General features: G+C 69.3%; 19 protein-coding genes. 12 read left to right on the plus strand and 7 right to left on the minus strand.

Translation table 11 applies throughout. From position 1 onward, the window contains the following. Nucleotides 1-11 precede the first annotated feature (11 nt). Nucleotides 12-2,708 (plus strand): TonB-dependent receptor, encoded by a 2,697-nt coding sequence (locus AC07VX_RS22070; RefSeq protein WP_493167191.1) that lies wholly within the window; start codon nucleotides 12-14, stop codon nucleotides 2,706-2,708. On the opposite strand, the gene AC07VX_RS22075 is transcribed toward AC07VX_RS22070, so the two are convergent. The 3 genes from AC07VX_RS22075 to AC07VX_RS22085 are packed head-to-tail and all read right to left on the minus strand — an operon-like array spanning nucleotide 2,709 to nucleotide 4,531. Beyond that, a complete protein-coding gene (locus AC07VX_RS22075) occupies nucleotides 2,709-3,128 on the minus strand; it encodes an acyl-CoA thioesterase (protein WP_493167192.1) in 420 nt (139 codons plus the stop codon). Beyond that, nucleotides 3,125-3,748 (minus strand): YceH family protein, encoded by a 624-nt coding sequence (locus AC07VX_RS22080; protein ID WP_493167193.1) that lies wholly within the window; start codon nucleotides 3,746-3,748, stop codon nucleotides 3,125-3,127. The genes AC07VX_RS22075 and AC07VX_RS22080 overlap by 4 nt, the downstream gene beginning before the upstream one ends. Further along, nucleotides 3,749-4,531 carry an SDR family oxidoreductase gene (locus AC07VX_RS22085; protein WP_493167194.1) on the minus strand — a complete coding sequence of 261 codons (783 nt, stop codon included), beginning with the start codon at nucleotides 4,529-4,531 and terminating at the stop codon, nucleotides 3,749-3,751. It abuts the gene before it with no gap. Between the two features lie 130 nt (nucleotides 4,532-4,661). Between AC07VX_RS22085 and AC07VX_RS22090 the strand changes: the two genes are divergently transcribed. Both AC07VX_RS22090 and AC07VX_RS22095 read left to right on the plus strand, forming a co-directional pair. Beyond that, nucleotides 4,662-6,338, plus strand: coding sequence for an electron transfer flavoprotein-ubiquinone oxidoreductase (locus AC07VX_RS22090; protein WP_493167195.1), 1,677 nt, complete (start codon nucleotides 4,662-4,664; stop codon nucleotides 6,336-6,338). Between the two features lie 69 nt (nucleotides 6,339-6,407). Then, the gene (locus tag AC07VX_RS22095; RefSeq protein WP_493167196.1) at nucleotides 6,408-7,220 is read left to right on the plus strand and encodes a DUF72 domain-containing protein; all 813 of its coding nucleotides are present in this window, start codon (nucleotides 6,408-6,410) and stop codon (nucleotides 7,218-7,220) included. Between the two features lie 170 nt (nucleotides 7,221-7,390). On the opposite strand, the gene AC07VX_RS22100 is transcribed toward AC07VX_RS22095, so the two are convergent. Continuing rightward, entirely contained in the window at nucleotides 7,391-8,650 is a 1,260-nt protein-coding gene (locus AC07VX_RS22100; protein WP_493167197.1) for an MFS transporter, read from the minus strand. A 69-nt stretch (nucleotides 8,651-8,719) separates the two neighbouring features. Between AC07VX_RS22100 and AC07VX_RS22105 the strand changes: the two genes are divergently transcribed. The 4 genes from AC07VX_RS22105 to AC07VX_RS22120 all read left to right on the plus strand — a co-directional run bounded on the left by AC07VX_RS22105 (nucleotide 8,720) and on the right by AC07VX_RS22120 (nucleotide 12,150). Further along, on the plus strand, nucleotides 8,720-9,529 hold the full coding sequence (locus AC07VX_RS22105; RefSeq protein WP_493167198.1) for an AraC family transcriptional regulator: 810 nt from the start codon (nucleotides 8,720-8,722) through the stop codon (nucleotides 9,527-9,529). Nucleotides 9,530-9,667: 138 nt separating this feature from the next. Beyond that, entirely contained in the window at nucleotides 9,668-10,630 is a 963-nt protein-coding gene (locus AC07VX_RS22110) for a hypothetical protein (protein WP_493167199.1), read from the plus strand. Nucleotides 10,631-10,719: 89 nt separating this feature from the next. Then, on the plus strand, nucleotides 10,720-11,820 hold the full coding sequence (nadA, locus tag AC07VX_RS22115) for a quinolinate synthase NadA (protein WP_493167200.1): 1,101 nt from the start codon (nucleotides 10,720-10,722) through the stop codon (nucleotides 11,818-11,820). Between the two features lie 39 nt (nucleotides 11,821-11,859). Beyond that, nucleotides 11,860-12,150, plus strand: coding sequence for a late competence development ComFB family protein (locus AC07VX_RS22120; protein WP_493167201.1), 291 nt, complete (start codon nucleotides 11,860-11,862; stop codon nucleotides 12,148-12,150). A gap of 3 nt (nucleotides 12,151-12,153) precedes the next feature. Here the strand turns inward: AC07VX_RS22120 and nadB are convergent, their stop codons facing one another. Continuing rightward, entirely contained in the window at nucleotides 12,154-13,755 is a 1,602-nt protein-coding gene (gene nadB, locus AC07VX_RS22125) for an L-aspartate oxidase (protein ID WP_493167202.1), read from the minus strand. Nucleotides 13,756-13,884: 129 nt separating this feature from the next. Between nadB and AC07VX_RS22130 the strand changes: the two genes are divergently transcribed. Further along, nucleotides 13,885-15,894, plus strand: coding sequence for an alpha/beta hydrolase family protein (locus AC07VX_RS22130; RefSeq protein WP_493183955.1), 2,010 nt, complete (start codon nucleotides 13,885-13,887; stop codon nucleotides 15,892-15,894). A gap of 61 nt (nucleotides 15,895-15,955) precedes the next feature. After that, a complete protein-coding gene (locus tag AC07VX_RS22135; protein ID WP_493167204.1) occupies nucleotides 15,956-17,950 on the plus strand; it encodes a S9 family peptidase in 1,995 nt (664 codons plus the stop codon). Here the strand turns inward: AC07VX_RS22135 and AC07VX_RS22140 are convergent. After that, complete coding sequence (locus AC07VX_RS22140; RefSeq protein WP_493167205.1) at nucleotides 17,941-18,822, minus strand: sterol desaturase family protein; 882 nt, start codon at nucleotides 18,820-18,822, stop codon at nucleotides 17,941-17,943. The two genes, AC07VX_RS22135 and AC07VX_RS22140, sit on opposite strands and share 10 nt — an antisense overlap. A 127-nt stretch (nucleotides 18,823-18,949) precedes the next feature. Here AC07VX_RS22140 and AC07VX_RS22145 point away from each other — a divergent pair, with 127 nt between their 5' ends. From AC07VX_RS22145 to AC07VX_RS22155, 3 genes are all read left to right on the plus strand, one after another. Beyond that, nucleotides 18,950-19,936 carry an AraC family transcriptional regulator gene (locus AC07VX_RS22145; RefSeq protein ID WP_493167206.1) on the plus strand — a complete coding sequence of 329 codons (987 nt, stop codon included), beginning with the start codon at nucleotides 18,950-18,952 and terminating at the stop codon, nucleotides 19,934-19,936. Further along, the gene (locus AC07VX_RS22150) at nucleotides 19,933-20,916 is read left to right on the plus strand and encodes a DUF2804 domain-containing protein (protein WP_493167207.1); all 984 of its coding nucleotides are present in this window, start codon (nucleotides 19,933-19,935) and stop codon (nucleotides 20,914-20,916) included. The genes AC07VX_RS22145 and AC07VX_RS22150 overlap by 4 nt, the downstream gene beginning before the upstream one ends. An 83-nt stretch (nucleotides 20,917-20,999) precedes the next feature. Further along, nucleotides 21,000-22,328: a GGDEF domain-containing protein gene (locus AC07VX_RS22155; RefSeq protein ID WP_493167208.1), complete on the plus strand. Its 1,329-nt coding sequence runs from the start codon at nucleotides 21,000-21,002 to the stop codon at nucleotides 22,326-22,328. On the opposite strand, the gene clpB is transcribed toward AC07VX_RS22155, so the two are convergent. Beyond that, the gene (gene clpB, locus AC07VX_RS22160; RefSeq protein WP_493167209.1) at nucleotides 22,325-24,916 is read right to left on the minus strand and encodes an ATP-dependent chaperone ClpB; all 2,592 of its coding nucleotides are present in this window, start codon (nucleotides 24,914-24,916) and stop codon (nucleotides 22,325-22,327) included. The two genes, AC07VX_RS22155 and clpB, sit on opposite strands and share 4 nt — an antisense overlap. Nucleotides 24,917-24,958 lie beyond the last annotated feature (42 nt).

The following is a 24,958-nucleotide window of genomic DNA, read 5'->3' on the forward strand; positions in this document are numbered from 1 at the left end:
GGAGAGCGCCCATGACGACACCCCCCTGCCCCACCCGCATCGCCGCTGCCGCGGCCCTGCTCGCGCTGAGCTGCGCCGCCCAGGCTCAGTCAACGCTGGAGCGCGTCGAGATCACCGGCACGGCCATCAAGCGCATAGAGGGCGAGACAGCCCTGCCGGTGCAGGTCATCACCCGCAACGAGATTGACAAGGCCGGCGTGACGACGGCCGCCGAGCTGATCGCCCGCATCAGCGCCAGCGCCAACAACCTGACCGACGGCGGCAGCGTGGGCTATGGCGGCTTTCGCGACCAGATGGGTTTCAACGCCGCCAACCTGCGCGGCCTGGGCGTGTCGTCCACGCTGGTGCTGCTGAACGGCAGGCGCATGGCCAACTTCGCCTCGCCCGGAGACGCCGCCGGCGTGGACCTGAACAGCATCCCGGCCGCCGCCATCCAGCGCGTCGAGATCCTGCTGGACGGCGCCTCTTCGCTGTACGGCTCGGATGCCATCGGCGGCGTCATCAACTTCATCACCCGCAAAGACTTTTCCGGCGTGGACATCAACGCGCTGGCCGGCAACACCACCGAGGGCCATGGCGCGGCCAAGCGCTCGGCCACGGTGGCCGGCGGCTTCGGCGACTTCGCCCGCGACGGCTTCAACGTCTTCGGCGTGCTCGACGTGCAGAAGACCAGCAGCCTGAACGCGTCCAAGCGCCAGTTCATCAAGGACCTGGACATCCCCGGCCAGCTGCCGGACCTGCTGTCCAGCGCCACCTTCCCGGGCAATATCCGCCTGTCGCGCTACCAGATGCGCACACTGGCCGGCGAGGGCTATTCGAGCAACGGCAGCACGGTCATCGACTCGCGCACCGTCAACCCGGCCGCCGCCACCGGCTGCAACCCGCCGGCCAACCTCTACCTGCCCGACGGCATCGGCGGCGCGGACGGCTGCACCTTCGACTACATGCGCGACATCGAGCTGTATCCGAAGTCGACCAAGAGCAGCGGCTTCGTCCGCGGCGTGTTCAACCTCGGTGGCGGCCACCAGCTCTTCGCCGAGGCCTCGCTGGCGCGCGCCCGCACGCTCTACACCGGCACGCCCAACCGGGTCGATGCCGACATCGACGTGGCCCTGGTGCCCGCCTTCAAGGGCAGCGCCCTGAACAGCCTGGCGGCCGACGACGAGGACCGCGTCATCACCGTGCGCACCCGCATGGTCGAAGCCGGCCTGCGCACCAGCGAGCTGGTGTCCAACACCAACCGCTTCGTCATCGGCACGCAGGGGCTGGTGGCGGGCTGGGACTACGAATGGGCGCTGAACCACAGCACCAGCAAGGTGTCCGACCGCGACCACCAGGGTTATCTGAACGAACAGATGATCCGCGACGCCTTCGCCAATGGCACGATCAGCCCGTTCAAGACTTCCGACGCCAAGGGCCTGGCGCTGTACGAGAAGGCCCAGATCCGCGGCGAGGTGCGCCGCGCCACCGGCACCATGGACAGCCTGGACTTCAAGGCCTCCAAGGCGCTGGCGACGCTGGCCGGCGGCGACCTGGCCGTGGCCGTCGGCGGCGAGCTGCGCCGCGAGAAGCAGGACTACCACCAGTCCGATGCGCTCAAGCAGGACCTCATCCTCGGCGAGACCTCGCAGGGCCCGGACTCCGACTTCGGCAGGTCGCGCAAGGTCAGCGCGCTATTCGGCGAACTGAGCGCTCCCATCACCAAGCAGCTGGAGCTGCAGGCCGCGCTGCGCTACGAGCACTACCAGGTCAGCGGTGGCGCCGCCAGCCCCAAGGTCGGCCTGAAGTACGTGCCCATGCCGGAGCTGCTGCTGCGCGCCTCGGTGGGCAAGGGCTTCCGCGCGCCCAGCCTGTCGGACCTGTACCGCCCCGTCACCCAGGGCTCGTCGGCCACGCTGGTGGACCCGGTCTGCCTGGCCGCCGACCCGAGCAACACCGTCACCGACTGCTCGGACATCTGGAACACGCTGAACTACAGCAACAGCAAGCTCAAGCCCGAGAAGTCGCGCCAGCTCTCGCTGGGCGCCGTCTTCGAGCCCAGGCGCGGCGTCAGCCTCAACGCCGACTACTGGAACATCGAGAAGACCAACCTCATCAGCACGCTGGGCGTGGACGTCATCCTGGGCGACCTGGGCAAATACGGTTCGCTGGTGCACCGCGACGCGGACGGCGTCATCGACGCCATCGACCTCGTCAAGCAGAACCGCGGCAAGCAGCGCATCTCGGGCCTCGACCTGGGCGTCAACCTCAGCGGCCTGAAGACCGCCTTCGGCCAGTTCGGCCTGCGCTTCAACGGCACGCTGACGCTGAAGTCCCAGCAGCAGACCGGCGACGGTGATCCCTTCGTCAGCAACCTGGGCGTCTTCATCAACGACGGCGTCGTGCAGCGCTGGCGCCATTCCCTGGCACTGGACTGGGACAACGGCCCGCTGTCCATGACCCTGTCCAACAGCTATCTGCAGGGCTACGACGACCAGCACGTCATCGGCAAGGCCGACCGCAAGGTGGCAGCCTATTCGCTGTGGAACCTGTCGGCCGGCTGGGAGGCCACCAAGTCCCTCACGCTGCGCACCGGCGTGCAGAACCTGGCGAACAAGGCGCCGCCGTTCTCGCAGCAGGCCTACTTCTTCCTGTCGGGCTATGACCCGAGCTACACCGACCCGCGCGGCCGCTTCATCTACGCGAGCGTGAAGTACACCTTCCGCTGATCAGGAGACGATCTCGCGCACCCAGTCCGGCAGGGCGATGGCCTTGTCGGTCTGGGCGTCGAACCACAGCGTCGTCGCGCCGCCCTCGGCGTAGATGACGCCGGGTTCGTCGAGCCGCTCCAGCGTGATCCAGGTCTCGAAGCTGGTGCGGCCAGGGTCGCTGACGTAGTGCTTCGCGAGCACCTCGCCCGGCACTTTCAGCTGCCGGTAGAAGTTGCAGAAGGCATTGACGATGACCGGCCCCTGCCCGCCCGGGTTGGGCGGCGCGCCGATGGAAGACAGCCAGTCCACTCGCGCCATTTCCAGGTAGCGGAAGTAGAGCGTGTTGTTGATGTGGCCCATCGCGTCCATGTCGCCCCAGCGCATCTGGATGCGCAGCTCGAAGGTCAGCTTCTTCTCGGCCGGAACGACGTACCTCATGGCTGTATGCCCAGTTCGGCCGCGATGCGGTTGACGAGCTGGCGCAGCGAAGCCACCTCGGCGCGCAGCAAAGCCACCTCCTCGTCTCGCGGCTGAGCCACGGCGGCGGCCTGTTCGACGGACGCCACCGGCCCGCACAGCAGATGCGCCCAGCGGGCTTCTCTGGCGCCGGGGGCCTTCGGCAGCTTGATGGCCATCGGCGGCTCGCGCTCGGCCAGCTCTTCGAGGAAGCCTTCCACAGACGACACATCGGCAAAACGATGCAGCCGCTCGGTGTTCTGCCGCAGCTCTGCCGCCGTCTGCGGGCCACGCAGCATCAGCTGGGTCAGCAGGGCCATCGCCGCACCGGGCACACCCAGGCCGCGGGCGAAGTTGTGCTCGTAGCGCAGCACGCGGCTGCCGCTGACGGTGTTGACCAGGCTCAGCGACTTCAGCTCCTCGACCGTGGCCAGCACCTCGGCTTCGGCAACATCCATGACCGGATCACGCGCTGTCTTCTGGTTGCAGCCCGCGGTCAGCGCGTTGGCCGACAGCGGGTAGCTGTCCGGCACGGTGGATTCCTTCTCGACGAGGACGGCGAGGACGCGGGCCTCCAGCGGGGTCAGGTCTCGCTTGGACATTCAGACTCCGAAGCCGTCGTCGGCTTGGATGACGGCGCCGTTGATGAAATGGCTCTCGTTGGCGCACAGCATCAGCAGCGAGGTATCCAGGTCCTGGGGCTGGCCGACGCGCTTCCTGGGCAGCAGCTCGACGAGCTTCTTACCCTGCTCCGTACCCCAGTGGTGGTGGTTGATCTCGGTGTCGATATAGCCCGGGCAGATGGCGTTCACGTTGATGCCGTACTTGCCCCATTCCAGCGCCATCGCCCGCGTCATGTGGATGACGGCAGCCTTGCTCATCGCATAGACGCCGATCTGGCCCAGCACGCGCAGCCCGGCCATGGAGGCCACGTTGACGATGCGCCCGCCGATGAACGTGCCCGGCGCCGAACCGCGCGCGCGGGCGAGCATGCGCTTGCCCACCTCCTGCGCGACGAAGAAGGCGCCGCGCGTGTTGGTGTCCATCACGTAGTCGTAGTCGTTCTCTGTGACGTCGGTGAGGCGCTGCGTGGTGGACACGCCCGAGTTGTTGATCAGGATGTCCAGCGTGCCGACCTCGGTCTCGGCGTGGGCCACGGCAGCCCTGATGCTGGCCACATCGGTCACGTCCAGCTGCACGACATGGGCGTCGCCACCGTTGCCCTCGATCTCGGCACGCAGATCCTTCAGCCGCTCGACGCGCCGGCCGGCCAGCACGACACAGGCGCCGGCCTGCGACAGGGTCTTGGCGAACTGAGCTCCGAGGCCACTGGATGCACCGGTGACCAGGGCCACGCGGCCTTCGAGATTGATGGAGTAACTCATGGGACTGCCTCTTTGGAATGCTGCGCCGATCCTACCGGGCTAGAGCCGCGGCACTAAAAAAGCACGATCGTTCGATTTGCGATCCAGCCTCTCTAGAATCCCGCGCAATTCAATACCGTCGGAGACCCGCATGACGTCCGAAGAAATCCTGGCCCAGTTCGGCCCCCGAGAGTCCATGGAGTACGACGTGGTCATCGTCGGCGGCGGCCCGGCAGGACTGGCCACGGCCATCCGGCTCAAGCAGATCAAGCCCGACGCCAACATCGTCGTGCTGGAGAAAGGCTCCGAGCCCGGCGCCCACATCCTGTCGGGCGCCGTCATGGACCCGCGCGCCATCACCGAGCTGTTCCCGAACTGGAAGGAGCTCGGCGCGCCGCTGAACCAGGCGGTCACCGGCGACGACGTGCTGTTCCTGTCCGAGACCGGCAGCACCCGCACGCCCGACTGGCTCGTGCCGCGCAACTTCCACAACCATGGCTGCTACGTCATCAGCCTGTCCGACGTCGTCAAGTGGATGGCAGCCCAAGCCGAGAGCCTGGGCGTCGAGATCTTCCCGGGCTTCGCCGCCGCCGAGGTGCTGTACGACGAGCAGGGCCGCGTGAAGGGCGTCGCCACCGGGAACATGGGCATCGGCAAGGATGGCCAGCCCGGCGACAACTTCCAGCTCGGCATGGAACTGCTAGGCAAATACACCATCTTCGCCGAGGGCGCTCGCGGCCACCTGGGCAAGCAACTGCTTGCCAAGTACAAGCTGACAGAAGGCAAGGACACCCAGACCTTCGCCATCGGCATCAAGGAGCTGTGGGAGATTACGGCCGACAAGGCCCAGCCGGGCAAGGTGGTCCACACCGCCGGCTGGCCCATGGAGGGCGACACCTTCGGCGGCGGCTTCCTGTACCACCTGGACGGCAACAAAGTCACGCTGGGCTTCGTCATCGGCCTGGATTACGACAACCCCTACCTCAGCCCCTTCGAGGAAATGCAGCGCTGGAAGGCGCACCCGGCCATCCGCGCCCACATCGAAGGCGGCAAGCGCATCGGCTACGGCGCCCGCGCCATCAACAACGGCACGCCGCAGGCACTGCCTAAGACGGTGTTCCCGGGCGGCGCGCTGATCGGCTGCGACGCCGGCTACCTAAACGCCGCCCGCATCAAGGGCAGCCATGCGGCGATCAAGAGCGGCATGCTGGCCGCCGAGGCGCTCAGCGCCGCGCTGGACGCCGGCCGCGCCCAGGACGAGCTGGCGGCTTATCCCGAGGCCTTCGAGAAGAGCTGGCTCAACGAGGAGCTGCAGCAGACCCGCAACTTCAAGCTGTGGTTCAAGAAGGGCAAGTCCACCGGCCAGCTGATGACCGGCATCGAGCAGTGGCTGCTGCCCAAGCTGGGCGTGGCCTCGCCGCCGTGGACGCTGCACAACCACAAGGCCGACAACACCGCCCTGCGCCCGGCTGCCGAGTGCCAGCCCATTGCCTACCCCAAGCCCGATGGCAAGCTGACGTTCGACCGCCTCTCGTCGGTGTTCATCTCCAACACCAACCACGAGGAAAATCAGCCCGCCCACCTGACGCTGAAAAGCGACGCGGTGCCGGTGCAGGTCAACCTCGCCAAGTACGCCGGCCCCGAGAGCCGCTACTGCCCGGCGGGCGTCTACGAGTTCGTGCCCAACGAGGCCGGCGGCGGCGAACGCCTGCAGATCAACGCTCAGAACTGCGTGCACTGCAAAACCTGCGACATCAAGGACCCGACGCAGAACATCGTCTGGGTCACGCCCGAAGGCGGCGGCGGCCCCAACTACGCGGGCATGTAAGCCCGCTTGCGCGCCGCCCTCTCTGGCCGATAGACTGGTTTTCCATACAGTCATCAGCCAGGAGTCGGCGTGAGTTCAAAAACCATCAGGGTCGGCATCGGCGGCTGGAACTTCGAGCCCTGGCGCGACAACTTCTACCCCAAGGGTTGGCCGCAGGCGCGTGAGCTGGAATACGCCAGCCGGCGCCTGACGACCATCGAGATCAACAGCACCTACTACGGCGCCCAGAAGCCGGCCACCTTTGCCAAGTGGCGCAAGGAAACGCCCGACGGCTTCATGTTCTCGCTGAAGGCCATCCGCTTCGCCACGCAGCGCCGCGTGCTGGCCGATGGCGCCGACTCCATCCGGCGCTTCATCGAGTCGGGCATCGCCGAACTGGGCAACAAGCTCGGGCCCATCGTCTGGCAATTGGCACCGACGCACAAGTTCGACGCGGCCGACCTGACTGCCTTCCTGGAGTTGCTGCCGGCCAGCGTCGACGGCCTGCCGCTGCGCCACACGCTGGACGTGCGCCACGCCAGCTTCCAGAGCCCGCAATACCTGGCCCTGGCCCGCCAGTACAAGGCGGCGACGGTGTTCACGGAGTCTGACGACTACCCGCCGATCGCCGAGCCCACGGGCGACTTCGTCTACACCCGCATCATGCGCACCCATTCGGAGGAGCCGCTGGGCTGCAGGCCCGAGGTCTTCCCGTCGCTGGCCGCGTCAGCCCGCGCCTGGTCCGAGGGCTGCGAGCCGCAAGGCGTGCCGCGCATCGAGCCGGCCGCGCCCGCGGCAGCCCCGCGCGACGTCTTCGTCTATTTCATCAGCGGCGCCAAGGAACGCGCCCCGCATGCCGCCATGGCGCTGCGACGGGCCCTGGGCGAAGAGGTCGCCGGCTAGGGCGCGACCAGTCCCTGCGGGGCCAGCTCGGCAGCCGGAGTTCGGCGGGCGCTGCCTGGGTGCAGCCCGGGTAGGCGGCCAAGGTCTGCGCCGTGGCCCGGGCAAAGGAGTCGTGCAACACGCTTCAGCCCTGCATCGGCCACGCCGATGTCTGCCTGCACCTGGATGCTTCAGCCTGCTGCAGGCACCAGGGCCCGCCGGCGCGCCAGGCCCATGCCCACCAGGCCGGCCGACGCCACGCCCATCAGGAGCGCCGCCGCCGAGCCGGCGAACACGCCGCGCGGCATGCCATGGTCCAGGATGGCGCCGAACACCGGCGCGGCCAGCGCGAAGCCGAGGTCCAGGCCCGAGTAGACGGTGCCGTACACGCGCCCCGTCGCCCCGGGCGGCGCGGCGCGCTTGATGAGCATGTCGCGCGAGGGGCCGGCCAGGCCGGTGCCGAAGCCGGCCAACGCAGCCACCGTGGCAGCCATGAGGCCGGGCAACCAGCCTGTGGCCGTCAGCAGCAGCAGGCCTGCCGCCAACGCCAGCGCGAAGGCGATGGTGCGCTCCAGCCGCTCGGCCCGGGCCACCAGGAAGCCGCCGCAGACCATGCCCGCAGCACCCGCCAGCATGTAGCCGGTGACGACATAGGCCGTCAGCCCCAGCGGCAGGCCGTACATCTGGTGCAGGGCCGGGCTGGCGAAGCTCTGGATGGCCGACAGCGCCGCCGTGCTCCAGAAGAAGAAGGAGAAGCACAGCCACACCGATGGCAGCTTCAGGAAGGCCATGGGGTGCTCTTCCTTGGCGCCCGGCGCCGGCTTGGCGTGGCCCCAGGAGCCCTGGCGGTCGTCGATGGCCGCGCGCTGCCAGAACAGCAGGCCCATCACCGTCAGCGCCACCAGAGCCGTGCCGAGGTAGGCGAAGCGCCAGTTGCCACTCGCCTCGGCGATGCCGATGGAAAACACCGGCGCGAACGCCCACCCCAGGTTGCCGCTGATGCCATGCACCGAGAAGGCATGGCCCAGGCGTGGTTGCGACACGCGCTTGTTCAGGATGGTGAAGTCCGCCGGGTGGAACGGCGCGTTACCCACGCCGGCCAGGGCCGCTGCCAGCATCAGCCCGCCGAAGCCCTGGGCCAGAGCTGCCGCGACGGACGCCAGGAAGAAGCTCGCCATCGCCGCGAACAGCACCGGCCGCGCGCCAATACGGTCGACGATGAAGCCCGACAGCGCCTGGCCGGCGCCGGAGATGACGAAGAAGGTCGTCACCAGCAGGCCCAGCTCCGAGTAGCTCAGCCCGAAGGCCTGGATGAAGGCCGGGAACAGTGGCGGCAGCAGCATGTGGAAGAAATGCGAGGTGCCGTGGGCGACGCCGATGGTCGAGATCGTCGTGACGTCGCGCCGGCGCTGCTGGCCGGCATCGAGCGAGGAAGCGAGGGCAGTGTTCATGGGTTCAATGTAGGCAGGCCCGGGTCGGCGCGGTTACGATGGTTAGTCAAGTTCTATCGAAATCCAGCCATGCCCGGTCGCCAGAGCTTTCCCGCCGTCTCGCCCGAGCGCTTTGCGCCCACGCCCGGACGCCCGTTGCGCGCCAAGTCGCGCGTGCTGGAGCACCTGGCCGACATCCAGCCCCACCGGCATGACTGGGCCCAGCTCGTCTTCTCGATGACGGGTGCGGTGCGGGTGAGCACCGAGGTCTCGACCTACATCGTGCCGCCGTCCCGGGCGGTCTGGATACCGCCGGGCATCGTCCACGCGGTGACGGCCATCGAGCAGTGCGATCTGCGCACCCTCTACCTCGCCCCCGAGCTGCTGGCCGGCGATGCCTGGCTGGTGGGCCGGGTGCTGGAGGTGTCGCCGCTGCTGCGCGAATTGGTGCTGGCCCTGCCCGCCATCCCCGACCCGGCGCCGCCGGAAAGCGCGGAGGACGGCGAGCGCCGCCGCGGCATCGAGTCGCTCCTGCTCGTCGAGCTCAGGCGCGCCCGCCCGCTGGCGCTGGGCGTCGCCCTGCCCCAGGACGCCCGCCTGCGCAGGCTTTGCGAGGCCATGCTGCGCGAGCCCGGCCGCCATGCCGGACTGGAGGAATGGGCCGCCGAGACCGGTGCCAGCCCGCGCACGCTGAGCCGGCTGTTCCGCGAACAGCTGGGCACCAGCTTCGCGCAGTGGCGCTCGCAGCTGCTGCTGGCTCACGCGCTGACGCTGGCCGCGCGCGGCCGGCCCATGAGCCACATCGCCGCCGAGCTCGGGTACGCCAGCGCCAGTGCGTTCACGGCCATGGTGACGCGCACGGTGGGCATGCCGCCCAGCCGCTTTTTTGCCGAGGCCTGAGGGCCAGGCACGGCACCGAAGCCGGCGGCGCGACACGCGTCGTTACGAAGCTGACGGCATGTCTCGTCAGGCCGACGACACCGCCCGCGCGTTGAGTCGCCATAGGATGGCCCACAAACGACAACAAGGTAGCTCACCATGATGCAAAGACGTCACCTTACCCTGGGCCTGACCGCCGGCCTGCTTGGCGCTCTGACGCTGCCGGCGCGCGCGCAGGACGACGGCGAATTCGTCATCCTGCAGGCCCGCTACGGCACCGAAAACGGCCATGTGGACGTGACCGGCCGCCTGCGCGAGCTGGCGCGCCAGGACAGGCGCTTTCGCCTGACCAACGACCTCTTCGGCGTCGACCCCGACCCGGGCCGCACCAAGACGCTGCGCATCTATGCGCGCGACCGCTCGGGCCAGGAACGCCAGTTCGAGTACCGCGAGCGCGACTGGGTGGACGGCGCCCAGTTCATCGGCTGGGGCGGCGGCAACTGGGGCGATGGCGGCGGCTCGCGCGGCTGGCACGGCGACCGCGGAGAACGCGGAGAACGCGGAGAACGCCGAGATGACGGCGAGTTCACCATCCTCTACGCCACCTATGGCGCCAGCGGCCGCGATGTGGACGTCACCGACCGCCTGCGCGAACTGGCACGCCGCGACCAGCAGTTCCGCCTCACCAACGATCTCTTCGGTGTGGACCCGCTGCCGGGCCAGACCAAGATCCTGCGCATCGTCGCCCGTGACCGCGCCGGCCAGCAGCGCACCTTCGACTACCGCGAATACCAGACCGTGGACGGCGCCCAGTTCGTCGGCTGGGGCCGCGGCGATTGGGGCGGCCGAGGCGATCGCGGTCCGATGCGCCCCATGCCCGCGGGCCGCCTCGTCATCGAGAGTGCCAGCTACGGCGGAGGCGAAGGCCGCTGGATGGACGTGACCCAGGCCGTGCGCGCCCAGGTGCGCGGCGACCGCCTGGACATCGAGGTGCGCAACGAGCTGTTCGGCTTCGACCCCGCGCCGGGCCAGCGCAAGACCTTGAGCGTGACCTATCGCCGGGGCAACGAGCCGACCAACACTGTGCGCGTCAGCGAGCGCGATGTGATGCGCCTGCCCTGAGCGCGGGCTTGGCGCAGCAGCGCGCCCGGCCGGCCCGCTCTGCGCGACACTTGCGGTTCGAACCGCGGCCCTCCCCGGCCGATGCCAAGATGTCCCAGACCCTCTTCGACTACACCCGGCAGGATGCCGCCGGCACCTGCTCCACCGCCCACGCCTGGGCCAAGACGCCCGCGCCGCTGACGCCACCCGAGCGCCAGGCCCTGACCGAGCGCGCCAAGGCCTTGCTGGCAAGGCACAACGCCGTCCTCGTCGCCCACTACTACGTGGACGGCGCGCTGCAGGACCTCGCGCTGGCCACCGGCGGCTGCGTCGCCGACTCGCTGGAGATGGCCCGCTTCGGCCGCGACCACGCCGCACAGACGCTGGTGGTGGCCGGCGTGCGCTTCATGGGCGAGACGGCCAAGATCCTCAGCCCCGAGAAGCGCGTGCTGATGCCCGACCTGGACGCCACCTGCTCGCTGGACCTGGGCTGCCCGGCCGACGACTTCGCGCGCTTCTGCGACGCCCACCCGGACCGCCAGGTCGTCGTCTACGCCAACACCAGCGCCGCCGTGAAGGCCCGCGCCGACTGGATGGTGACCAGTTCCTGCGCGCTGGAGATCGTGGCCGACCTGCACGCCAAGGGCCAGAAGGTCCTGTGGGCACCCGACCGCCACCTCGGCCGCTACATCCAGGAGCAGACCGGCGCCGACATGCTGATGTGGAACGGCGCCTGCATCGTGCACGACGAGTTCAAGGGCCTGGAGCTGGAGCTGCTGCGCGACGAACACCCTGGCGCGCTGGTGCTGGTGCATCCGGAGTCGCCCCGCAGCGTGGTCCAGCAGGCCGACGTGGTGGGCTCCACCTCGGCGCTGATCAAGGCCGTGGTGGAAGGCAACGCGCCGGCCTACATCGTCGCCACCGACAACGGCATCCTGCACCGCATGCGCCAGCTGGCGCCGGGCAAGACGCTGATCGAGGCGCCCACGGCCGGCAACAGCGCGACGTGCAAGAGCTGCGCCCACTGCCCCTGGATGGCGATGAACGGCCTGGCCAATCTGGTGGATTGCCTGGAAAGCGGCCAGCCCGAGATCCAGGTCGACGAAGCCACCCGCGTGAAGGCCCAGCGCTGCATCACGCGCATGCTGGATTTCGTCGCTGCGCGAAAGGCCGCGCCCAGCGGGATGACTCCGGGCATCGGTGCGGCCTGAACACGCTATAAATCTGCCATCGCATCCGGAAAGCCCGCCATGAACGCCGACTTCAGCTCCCTCTACAACCATCACGAGCGCGAAGTCTTCGCGGCAGTCATGGACTCGTCCAAGGACTATCCCGAGATCGCCGCCAGCAACGACCTGCTCTGCGACGTCTGCTGCGTGGCGCTGAACCGCCTGCCCCCGCGCTACATCCGCCACGAGGTGGACTTCAGCTTCTACCTGACCGAGCACGAGCGCCTGGAGATCGACAACGCCATCGTCGAGGCGGTCAGCTATGCGTTCAACTTCGTGCAGGCCCGCACGGCGCTGAGGTCGCGCAAGTAAACCCTAGCGGCGGCGGCGCTCGCTGATCAGCACCGTCGGGAAGCTCACCGGCAGCGTCTGCGGATAGTCGCGGCTGTAGTGCAGGCCGCGGCTCTCGTGGCGCATCAGGGCCGAGCGCACGATGAGCTCGGCGCAGTCCACCAGGTTGCGCAGCTCCAGCAGGTCGCGCGTAACGCGGAAGTTGGCGTAGTAGTCGTCGATCTCGCCGCGCAAGAGGTCGATGCGGTGCAAGGCCCGCTCCAGGCGCTTGGTGGTGCGCACGATGCCGACGTAGTTCCACATCAAGAGGCGCAGTTCGTCCCAGTTGTGGGCGATGACGACCTGCTCGTCGGCGTTCTCGACCTGGCTCTCGTCCCAGGCCGGCAATGGCGCCGGTTCCTGCGGTGCGTGGCTGAGGATGTCGGCCGCGCAGGTCTGGCCCAGCACCACGCATTCCAGCAACGAGTTGCTGGCCAGCCGGTTGGCGCCGTGCAGGCCGGTGTAGCCGGTCTCGCCTACGGCATACAGGCCCGGCAGGTCGCAGCGGCCAGCCAGGTCGGTCACGGCACCGCCGCAGGTGAAGTGCACGGCCGGCACGACGGGGATGGGCTGCTTGGCGATGTCGATGCCGAGCTTGAGGCAGCGCGCGTGAATCGTCGGGAAGTGCTCAATGAGGAAGGCCTCGCCGAGGTGGGTGGCGTCCAGCCACACGTGGTCCAGGCCGTGCTTCTTCATCTCGAAGTCGATGGCGCGGGCGACGATGTCGCGTGGCGCCAGCTCCATGCGCTCGTCGTGGGCGGCCATGAAGCGGGTGCCATCGGGCAACTTCAGATGACCGCCCTCGCCGCGCAAGGCCTCGGTGATGAGGAAGCTGCGCTCCTGCGGGTGGTAGAGGCAGGTCGGATGGAACTGGATGAATTCCATGTTCGCCACCCGGCAGCCGGCCCGCCAGGCCATGGCGATGCCGTCGCCGGTGGAGGTGTCGGGGTTGGTGGTGTAACGGTAGACCTTGCCGGCGCCGCCGGTAGCCAGCACGACGGCACGCGCGGACAGTGTCTCGACGCGCTGCGTGTCGATGTCCAGCGCGTAGACGCCGTAGACGCGCGGCGGCTCATCGCGCTGGGCGTGGCGCGACGTGATGAGATCCAGCGCCATCCAGCGCTCGCGCAGGGTGATGTTAGGGTGCCTGCGCGCCACCTCCAGCAGTTGGTCGTGGATGGCCTTGCCGGTGGCGTCGGCAGCGTGGGCGATGCGACGCACCGCGTGGCCGCCCTCGCGCGTGAGGTGCAGGCCCATGGGGCCGGTGTCGTCGGGCGTGAAGGGCACGCCCTGGTCCACCAGCCAGCCCACGGCCGCGGCGCTGCGCTCGGCGATGAAGCGGGCCGTGGCTTCGTCGACGAGGCCGGCGCCAGCGTCCTGGGTGTCGCGCACGTGGCTTTCGATGCTGTCGTCGCTGCCCAGCACACCGACGATGCCGCCCTGGGCCCAGGCGGTGGCCGCCTCGGTGAGCTCGCGCTTGGCGAGGATGACGACAGGCACGCTGTCGGCCAGGTGCAGGGCCACGGTCAGACCGGCCAGGCCAGCACCGATGATGACGACGGGGGCGTCTTGGGGAGCAGCAGTCATGGCCGAGCATTGTCCCGCAGGGGCGCCACCCTGGCCCGGGGTGAGGATTGCCCAGTCGCGCAGCCTCGCTACGCGGCGCCCGGCCCTATGCTGTCCAGCGCTGTCAACGAAGCAGCACAGGGAGGCATCTTGGAGACTTTGAAACGCTTGGCCGGCGTCCTCGCCGGCTTTTTGCTGTCCGCTGGCATGGCGCAGGCCGCGCTAACCGCACCATTGCCCGCCGAGGTGTTCTTCAAGGACGCCGACATCGTCGAGGCCCAACTGTCGCCCTCGGGCCGGCGCCTGGCCATCACCTCGGCCAAGGGCGCGCCGCGCGTCGGCCTCGTCATCGTCGACATGGGACCCGACGGCAAGATGCAGCGCGTCGCGCAGTTCAGCGACGGCGACGTCAGCCAGGTGCGCTGGGTCAACGAGGAGCGGCTGATCTTCAGCATCGTGGACCTGTCGGAAGGCAGCGGCCGCCCCAGCGGCGCGCCGGGGCTGTTCGGCGTCAACGCCGATGGCAAGCAGCTGCGCCAACTCGTGCGCCGCATGGGCAAACCCTTCGTCACCTCCGGCGGCGTGGACGAGCGCATCCTGGACTGGAACCACCGGCTGCTGCGCGTGCCGGCGCCGCAGGCAGGCGCCGTGAACGACGAGGTGCTGATCGCCGAGTGGGCGCTGGACGACGTTCACACGCTGACGCCGCTGTGGCTGAACGCGCGCACCGGCCGCACGCGCTCGGTCAGCTTCGACCAGCCGCGCAACACCGTGGGCTGGCTGACAGACGACCAGGCCGAGCCGCGCGTCGCCATCACGCTGAACAAGGGCCGCCAGGCGGCTTGGTGGCGGGCGCCGGGCAGCAAGGAATGGGCGCAGCTCTACGAGGCCGACCTGTTCAACGCGCCCTTCGCGCCCAACTCGGTGGACAACGCCGGCAACCTCTACGTGACGCGCAACGACGGCCCGCAGGGCCTGCAGGTGCTGACGCGCTACGACTTTGCCGCCAAGGCGCCCGAGCCCAAGCCGCTGGTCGTCACGCCGGGCTTCGACTTCGCCGGCAGCCTCATCACCGACGGTACCGGCCGCGCCCGCGGCGTGCGCGTGACAGTAGACGGCGAGACGACGGTCTGGTTCGACGAGGCGCTGAAGGCCCTGCAGGAACGGGCGGACCGCCTCTTCCCCGGCCGCATCAACCAAATCAGCTGCCGCCGCTGCGGCGAGCCCGACATGGTGGCCCTGGTGCGCAGCACCAGCGACCGCGACCCCGGCCGCCTCTGGTACTTCCAGGCCAGGCCGCCCGTGGGCGAAAAGCCCTGGGCCTCGCTCGGCGCCATGCGCGCCGACGTCAAGCCCGAGCAGATGGCGGTGCTGGACCTGCACCGCTTCCCCGCCCGCGATGGCCGCGACCTGCCGGTCTGGGTCACGAGGAGCGCCGAGGCCAAGGGCCCGCTGCCCGCCGTCGTCCTCGTGCACGGCGGCCCCTGGGTGCGCGGCAGCAGCTGGGGCTGGCATCCCATGGCGCAGTTCCTGGCCTCGCGCGGCTATGCCGTCATCGAGCCCGAATTTCGCGGCAGCGCGGGCTATGGCGAAGCGCACTTCAAGGCTGGCTTCAAGCAGTGGGGCCAGGCCATGCAGGACGACGTGGCCGACGCGCTGCGCTGGGCGCAGAAGCAAGGCATCGCCAGCGACAAGGCCTGCATCGCCGGCGCCAGCTACGGCGGCTACAGCACGCTGATGGGCCTGGTGAAGGACGCCGAGCTCTACCGCTGCGGCGTCGCATGGCTGGCCGTGACCGACCTCGACCTGCTGCTGCGCGGCTCCTGGTGGATCAAGGACGACGCCAGCAGCTTCGGCCGCAAATACGCCCTGCCCGAGATGATCGGCGACCCCGACAAGGACGCCGCCATGGTGGCAGCCAACTCGCCGGTCAAGCAGGCCGCCCGCATCAAGGCGCCGCTTCTGCTCGCCTTCGGCGAGGCGGATCTGCGCGTGCCGCTGGCCCACGGCGAACGCATGCGCAAGGCACTGAAGGAAGCGGGCAACGAGCCGGTCTGGGTCAGCTATCCCGGCGAGGGCCATGGCTTCAGCATCCTGAAGAACCGCGTGGATTTCGCCGAGCGCCTGGAGGCCTTCCTGGCCAAGTACCTGCAGCCTTGAGCCAGACCGCGGCTCCGCTATCCTCCCGCCCCGCAAAACAATCGACATCAGGGAGGAGGCCATGGCCTCGACATTGCGCACCGCCGCGCTCGCACTCGCCTGCCTGGGCGCCTCGCTCGCCCAGGCCGCGCCGCCGCCCGCGGAGGCCTTCTTCAAGGACGCCGACATCGGCGAAGCCGTGTTGTCGCCCTCTGGCCGGCGCCTGGCCATCACCACGGCCAAGGGCACGGCCCGCGCGGGCCTTGCCGTCTACGACTTGGCACCCGGCGGCCGCGCCATCCGCGCCGCCCAGTTCCCCGAGGCGGACGTGATGAATGTGCACTGGGTGAACGACGACCGCCTCGTGTTCGGCGTGACCGACTTCAGCGCCGGCAGCGGCCGCCCGGCCGGCGCGCCGGGGCTGTTCACCGTGAAGACCGACGGCTCGCCGGCCCGCCAGCTGGTGCGTCGCCAGTTCAAGGCCGTCATCAGCGATGGCCGCGACGACCGCATGCTGGACTGGAACCACCGCCTCGTGGCCGTGCCGCCGTCGCGGCCGGGCAAGGTCAACGAAGAGGTGCTGCTCGTCGAGTACTCGTACACCGGCGAGGCGGTGGAGACACCGGTCTGGCTGAACACCGCCAGCAACACCACGCGCAGCGTCGACTACAAGGAGCCCGTGCACACCGTGGGCTGGGTGGCCGACAGCCTGGGCGAGCCGCGCGTCGCCCTCACCCAGTTCAAGGGCCGCCAGGCAGCTTGGTGGCAGCCGCCCGGCACGCGCACCTGGACCCAGCTATACGAGAGCGACCTGCTCACCCTGCCCTACCGCGTCGAGGCGGTGGACGATGCGGGCACGCTCTGGGTCTCGCGCGCCGAAGGCGCCGGCGGCCACCGCGCGCTGTCGCGCTTCGACTTCAAGAGCAGCGCGCCCGAGGCCAAGCCGCTGATCGCCGTGCCGGGCTTCGATTTCCGCGGCGACCTCGTCACAGACGAGAACGGCCGCACGCTGGGCGTGCGCGTCATCGCCGAGGCCGAGACCACGATCTGGTTCGACGACGCGATGAAGGCCTTCCAGCAGCGCGCCGACGGTCTTTTCCCCGGCCGCGTGAACCGCATCGACTGCCGCCGCTGCGGCGCCCCCGACATGGTGGCCCTGGTGCACAGCTACAGCGACCGCAACCCTGGCCAGCTCTACCTCTTCCAGGGCAAGCCGCCGGAGGGCGAGCGCAACTGGCGACTCTTCCGCGCGGTGCGAGAGGACATCCGCCCCGATCAGATGGCCACGCTGGAGTTCCAGCGCATCAAGGCCCGTGACGGCCTGGACCTGCCGGTCTGGATCACCCGCGCGCCCGAAGCAAAGGGGCCGCTGCCGGCCGTCGTCCTCGTGCACGGCGGCCCGTGGATCCGCGGCAGCCAGTGGCACTGGGACGCCGACGCCCAGTTCCTCGCCTCACGGGGCTACGTCGTCATCGAGCCCGAGTTCCGTGGCAGTGCCGGCTATGGCAGCGCCCATCTGGAAGCCGGCTTCAAGCAATGGGGCCAGGCCATGCAGGATGACGTGGCCGACGCGCTGCGCTGGGCGCAGAAGCAAGGCGTTGCCAGCGACAAGGCCTGCATCGCCGGCGCCAGCTACGGCGGCTACAGCACCCTGATGGGTCTGATCAAGGACCCGGCCCTCTACCGCTGCGGCGTGGCCTGGCTGGCCGTCACCGACCTGGAGCTGCTGGTGACCGGCTCCTGGTTCGTCGATGACGACCTGGGCGGCGACTTCCGCAAGTTCGAGATGCCCGACCGCGTGGGCGACGCCGTCAATGACGCCGTCATGCTGGCCGCCAACTCACCGGCCAGGCAGGCCGCCCGCATCAAGGCGCCGCTGCTGCTGGCCTTCGGCGAGCAGGATCAGCGCGTGCCGCTGGCCCACGGCAAGCGCCTGCGCGAAGCCCTGCGCGCGGCGGGCAACGACCCGGTGTGGGTGACCTATGCCGGCGAGGCCCATGGCTTCGGCGTCCTCAGGAATCGGGTGGACTTCATGCAGCGCATGGAAGCCTTCCTGGCGAAATACCTTCAGCCCTGATCTCGGAAACCGTTGCTGTGCCGCCGCCACTCCGGCGGCTTCCACAGATGCGCCAGGCGCATGCCCCAGGTCTTCTCGTGCGCCATGTCGCGGAACATCGCACGCCACTCGTGGGCGTTCAGCCAGAACAGGTTGTGGGTCGGGAAGGGATGCTCCAGGCCGTAGTCCACCGGCGCCTCCTCGGGCACGAAGGTGCCGAACAGCCGGTCGAACACGATCAGCATGCCGCCGAAGTTCCTGTCGATGTACTGCGGGTTGCGGCCGTGGTGGGCGCGGTGGTGCGAGGGCGTGTTGAAGACGAACTCGAACCAGGCCGGCATCCTGCCCACCCAGGTCGTGTGCACGAAGAACTGGTAGCCCAGGTTGAGCGACAGCGCGAACAGCACCCAGCGCGGCTCGAAGCCCAGCCACACGGCCGGCAGGTAGAACAGCCAGTTGCCGGCGATGGGGTAGAACCAGCTCTGCCGCAGCGCCGTGCCGAAGTTCATCTTCTCGGAACCATGGTGCACGACGTGCGCGCACCAGAACCAGCGGATGCGATGGCTACCACGGTGGAACCAGTAGTACAGGAACTCCACCAGCAAGAACAGTCCGACGAAGCGCCACACGGTCACGTCGATGGTGAAGAGGCGATGGTCGTGGACCCAACCCATGGCCGGCAGCACCAACACCGTCAGCAGGAAAAGGTCGGCCACCAGGTAGCTGCCACCGCTGTTCAGGCTGTCGAAGCTGTCCCAGAGATCGAAGACGCCGGTCTTGCGCAAACGCCAGGCCTCCATCGCGATGAAGACGGCGAACACGGGCGACAGCATCACCAGCGTCAGGTCGCGCCAGTCGAAGTGGCGTTGGTAGAGGTCGAGCAGCCAGTCCATGCCGCGATGTTGACGCCAAACGGCCGCGGCTTCTTGACGGCAAAACCCGGGTTTTTGACGGATCGCGCCAGGCTTGGGGTCATCACGCAGCAGCCGGTCGGGGCCGTGGCGGCATCATGCGCGTCCCATGGATGAAACCCGCGTCGCCGCCAGCTATGTCCAGCTGCTCTTCGAGCACATGGGCGCGCTGGGCCTCGCGCTGGCCCTGGGCGAGCCGCCGGCGCCGGCCGAGAGCTTCGTCGCGCTGCGCCGCTGGCAGGCCCTGCTGGAGCGGGCGCGCGAGCTCGACCCCGGGCCGAAATCCACCTTCCCGCTGCGCCTGGCGCGCGGCATCGCGCCACGCCACTTCGGCGTCGTCGGCTTCGCGGCCCTGGCCTGCGGCACGCTGGCCGAGGCCCTGCAGCGGCTGGAGCGCTATCACCGCTCGGTCTACGACGTGAACGTCGCCCTGATCCATCCCTGCGCCGAGGGGCTGTGCATCGAATGGGGCGTGGAGCGCGGCCGGCCCGGCGCGCTGGTGGACGAAACAGCCCTCGCCGCCCTGGTGCAGCTGACGCGCGAGTTCACGGGCAGGCCGCTGCGCGCGCTGGCCGTGGACTTCGTCAACCGCCGCCCGGCGGACGCGCGGCCCTACGAGGACTTCTTCGGCGGTCCGGTGCGCTTTGACCAGCCCAGCACCCGCCTCGTGCTCGCCCGGCGCGACCTCGCCCTGCCCTTGCGCGGCGCCGACGCTGCCCTGCTGGCGCTGCTGGACGCCCAGGCCGAGGCGCTGCTGCAGCAGGTGGCGGCCGTCAGCGAGCCGGTCGGCGTCTGGCGCCAGGCCCTCGTCGGGCTGATACGCAGCGGCCGCACGCAGCTGGCCGACCTGGCCCGCAGCCTGCAGATGAGCCCGCGCAGCCTGCAGCGGCGGCTGGCCGAGCAGGGCCAGAGCTTCCAGGCCCTGCTGGGCGAGACCCGCCGGCAGCTCGCCGAGGCCTATCTGCGCGACGCCAGCGTCGAGCTCGCCGAGGTGGCCCTGCTGCTGGGATATTCCGAACAGAGCGCCTTCACGCGCGCCTTCCGGCAGTGGACCGGCCAGGCGCCGCTGCAGTGGCGCAGGCTGCACACACGATGAAACCCGCCCCCACCTCCGTCCTCGTCGACGGCTCGCCCGTCCATGGCCGCTATGCCGGCCGCATCGAACGCATCGACTGGACAGGCCTCGCCGAGCGCCGCTCCTGGCTGTGGCACCAGCTGCACCACAAGCGCTGGCACTACGTCGGCCTGGGCAACAACGAGGTCTTCATCGGCGTCGCCATCGTCGACGTCGGCTGGGCCGCCTCGGCCTTCGCCTATCTCTTCGACCGGCGACGCCGCACGCTGCTGGCCGACTGGAGCCAGGATGGCCTGCCGGGACTGCAGGCCGGCGTGTCAGACGCGCCGCTGCAGGGCGCCCACGCCTGGTTCCGCGGCCCGCGAGCCCGACTGACGCTGCGGCACGAGGCTGGCGACGTGCTGCGCCTGGACGTGGCCACGCCGGGCCTGCGCCTGCAGGCCGAGCTCGGCCTGCAGGCCATGGCGCCGCCGCTGCTGGCCGTCGGCCCCATTCCCGGCGGCCTGGTGCATGCGACGCAGAAGACCAGCGCCCTGCCCGTGCTGGGGCGCGCCGAGGCCGGCGGCCGACGCTTCGAGCTGGACGACGCCTGGGCCGCGGTCGATGCCTCCAACGGCCTGCTCGCCCGCGACACGGCCTGGCGCTGGGCCAGCGCCCATGGCCCTGACATCGGCTTCAACCTGCAGCAGGGCTATTTCGGCGACCAGGAGAACGTGCTGTGGCTGGACGGTCGCCCCATCGCCCTCGGCGCCGCGCAGTTCGAGTTCGACGCCGCACGGCCGCTCGACCCCTGGCACGTGCACACCGACGACGGCCTGCTCGACCTCGTCTTCACGCCGGAGGGCGCACGCGCTGCGGACAAAAACTTCGGCTTTGCAGCCAGCCGCTACGTCCAGCCGGTGGGGACCTTCTCGGGCAGCGTGAAGGCCGACGCCACCGCACAAGCGCGAGCCGTCACCGCGCTGCTTGGCGTCACCGAGGATCACCAGTCGCGCTGGTGAGATTGCCGCCCGCCGTGACGGATGCGGCAGACACCGCGCCCGGCAGGCCCTAAAGTGGCCCGAAATCCGACCTCGCCCCTCGCGTGCGCCACTCCCCGAGCAAGCCTGAACTCCTAGTCGGCGGCATCCTGCTGACGCTGGCCGCGCTCATCGGCCTGGAATGCCTGCCGGCGCGCACGCTGACGCTGACCGAGCCCGGCGCCGTCAGCAACCTCTTCCTGATGACGCCCGGCGACACCCCGGGCAGCGCCGCGCCGGTGCAGTGGCTGGACGCCGAGCACCTGCGCTGGCAATGCCGCTACACCGCACGAGTGGCCTACCAGCCCTGCGGCCTGACCCTGGTGCTGAGCGGCGACGATCCCCGGCGCGGGCGCGACCTCAGCGGTTTCGACAGCCTGGAGATGGACCTGCGCTACTCGGGGCCCGCCCCTTTCGTGCGCCTGGCCGTGCGCAACTTCGACCCCCGTTTTGCCAGGCTGGAGGACGGCAACAGCGCGCGCATCCAGTCGGTCAACCTGCGGCCGCGCGACGTCGCCAGGCCGGTGCATGTGGAACTGGGCGAGCTGACCGTGCCGGAGTGGTGGATCCAGCAGTTCGACCTGGCCCGCGAATACCTGCGGCCCAGCCTGGAGAACGTCACCACCGTGACCGTGGACCTGCCCTCCGAGCTGACCGGCCAGCAGCATGAGCTGCAACTGCGCAGCCTGGTGCTGAAGGGCGAATGGGTCAGCCGCGACCGCGTCTACCTGGCCATCCTGTGCGCCTGGCTGCTGGGCGCCAGCCTGGTAGCGCTGCAGGGATGGCGCAGCCTGCGCCGCAGCCACAACCGCCAGCAGCGCGAGATCGACGCGCTGACGGCACGCACGCGGCAGCTGCGCATCGAGCAGGAAAAGCTGCGCCGCCTGGCCACCATCGACGAGCTGACCGGCGTGCTGAACCGCCGTGGCCTGGAGCAGGCGCTGGACGATTTCGAGGAGGCTGCCCAGGGCATGACGCTGCTCCTGCTGGACATCGACCACTTCAAGCATGTCAACGACCGCCACGGCCACGACGGCGGCGACGAGGTGCTCAAGCGCGTGGCGGCCGCCGTGGCGGCCAATCTGCGCGGCAGCGATGTCTTCGGCCGCTGGGGCGGCGAGGAGTTCCTGATCGCCTGTCAGGGCACGCGCATCCGCGACGCCGCCCGTCTGGCCGAGAAGCTGCGCGAGCGCGTGCAACAAAGCGAGATCAGCGTGGCGGGCAGCCGCATCGCGGTGACGGCCAGCTTCGGCGTGGCCCTGGCGCCGCCGGGCGCCTCAGCGGCCGAGGCCCTGAAGCGGGCCGACGCGGCGCTGTACCGGGCCAAGAAGGCCGGCCGCAACCGCGTCGAAACCGATCAGGCGCTGCAGAGCGACGCGCCCACCACGGTCTAGTGCACCACCCGGCCGAACGAGAACTCGCCGCCCTCGACGTTCACGGGAATCACGTCCTTCGGCCCGAACCTGCCTTCCAGGATCAGCTTGGACAGCGGGTTCTCGACGCGCTGCTGGATGGCCCGCTTCAGCGGCCGCGCGCCGAACACCGGGTCGAAGCCCACCTTGGCCAGCTCGTCCAGGGCCGCCTCGCTTACGTCAAGCTTCATCTCCAGCTTCTCCAGGCGCGATTCGAGCTGGCGCAGCTGGATGCGGGCGATGGACTTGATGTGGTCGGCGCCCAGCGCGTGGAAGATGACGGTCTCGTCGATGCGGTTCAGGAACTCGGGCCGGAAATGGCTCTTGACCTCGCCCCAAACCGCCTCGCGGATGACCTCGTCCTTCTCACCCGACAGCGCCATGATGTGCTGCGAGCCGAGGTTGCTGGTCATCACGATGACGGTGTTCTTGAAATCCACGGTGCGGCCCTGGCCGTCGGTCAGGCGACCATCGTCCAGCACCTGCAGCAGCACGTTGAACACGTCCGGGTGAGCCTTCTCGACCTCGTCGAGCAGCAGCACGGAATAGGGCTTGCGGCGCACGGCTTCGGTCAGCGTTCCGCCTTCCTCGTAGCCCACGTAGCCCGGGGGCGCGCCGATCAGGCGGCTGACCGAGTGCTTCTCCATGAACTCGCTCATGTCGATGCGCACCATGTGGTCTTCGCTGTCGAACAGGAAGCCGGCCAGGGCCTTGCACAGCTCGGTCTTGCCGACGCCGGTGGGGCCCAGGAACAGGAAGGAACCCAGCGGGCGGTTGGGGTCTGACAGCCCGGCGCGCGAACGGCGGATGGCGTCGGACACGGCCTGGATGGCCTCGTCCTGGCCGATGACACGCTCGTGCAGCTTGGCTTCCATCTGCAGCAGCTTCTCGCGCTCGCCCTGCATGAGCTTGGACACCGGAATGCCGGTGGCACGCGCCACGACCTCGGCGATTTCTTCCGCGCCCACCAGCGTGCGCAGCAGCTGCGGCTTGTTGGAGCCGGCCTTGCCGGCTTCCTTGGCCTGGGCTTCTTTGAGCTGCTTCTCCAGCTCGGGCAGACGGCCGTACTGCAGCTCGGCGACCTTGTTGAAGTCGCCCTTGCGCTTGAGTTCCTCGATTTGCTGGCGGATGCGGTCGATCTCTTCCTTCACGTGCGCCGAGCCCTGGGCCTGGGCCTTCTCGGCCGTCCAGATCTCTTCCAGGTCGTCGTACTCGCGCTGCAGCTTCAGCAGCTCTTCCTCGATGAGTCCGAAGCGCTTCAGCGAGCCCTCGTCCTTCTCCTTGCGCACCGCCTCGCGCTCGATCTTGAGCTGGATCATGCGGCGGTCGAGCCGGTCCATCGCCTCGGGCTTGGAATCGATCTCGATCTTGATCTTGGCCGCCGCCTCGTCGATCAGGTCGATGGCCTTGTCGGGCAGGAAGCGGTCGGTGATGTAGCGGTGGCTCAGCTCCGCCGCGGCGACGATGGCCGGGTCGGTGATCTCCACGCCGTGGTGCACCTCGTACTTCTCCTGCAGGCCGCGCAGGATGGCGATGGTGGCCTCCACGCTCGGCTCGTCCACCAGCACCTTCTGGAAGCGGCGCTCCAGCGCGGCGTCCTTCTCGACGTACTTGCGGTATTCGTCCAGCGTGGTCGCGCCGATGCAGTGCAGCTCGCCGCGCGCCAGCGCGGGCTTGAGCATGTTGCCGGCGTCGATGGCGCCCTCGGCCTTGCCGGCGCCCACCATCGTGTGGATCTCGTCGATGAAGAGGATGGTCTGGCCCTCGTCCTGGGCCACTTCCTTCAGCACGCCCTTCAGGCGCTCCTCGAAGTCGCCGCGGTACTTGGCGCCGGCCAGCAGCAGGGCCATGTCCAGCACCAGCACGCGCTTGTTCTTCAAGGAATCCGGCACCTCGCCGTTGACGATGCGCTGGGCCAGGCCCTCGACGATGGCCGTCTTGCCCACGCCCGGCTCGCCGATCAGCACCGGGTTGTTCTTGCTGCGGCGCTGCAGCACCTGGATGGCGCGGCGAATTTCCTCGTCGCGGCCGATCACCGGGTCAAGCTTGCCCAGGCGGGCGCGCTCGGTCAGGTCCAGCGTGTACTTCTTGAGCGCCTCGCGCTGGCCTTCGGCTTCGGCGTTGTCCACGCTCTGGCCGCCGCGCACGGCTTGAATGGCGGCTTCCAGCGACTTGCGCGACAGGCCATGGCCGCGCACCACGCCGGCCAGGTCGGTCTTGGCGTCGGCCAGGGCCAGCAGGAACATCTCGCTGGCGATGAACTGGTCGCCGCGCTTGGTGGCCTCCTTCTCGGCGGCCTGCAGCAGCGCGACGAGGTCGCGGCCCGCCTGAACGGTCTGGCCCGCGCCGCTGACCTGGGGCAGGCCGGCCATCAGGCCGTCCAGCGCCGTCTTCAGCCCGGCGGCCTTGACGCCGGCGCGCTCCAGCAGCGCCCGCGGCCCGTCATCCTGGGCCAGCATCGCCGACAGGACATGGACGGGTTCGATGTAGGGGTTGTCGCGGGAGAGGGCCAGGCTCTGCGCCTCGCCCAGGGCTTCCTGGAAACGGGTGGTGAACTTGTCGGCACGCATGGATGAATCCTCCGGTTGCGAAGCCAAGTGGGCGCCCTTCAG

The sequence above is a fragment of the Roseateles sp. GW821-FHT03B02 genome (genome assembly GCF_059421025.1).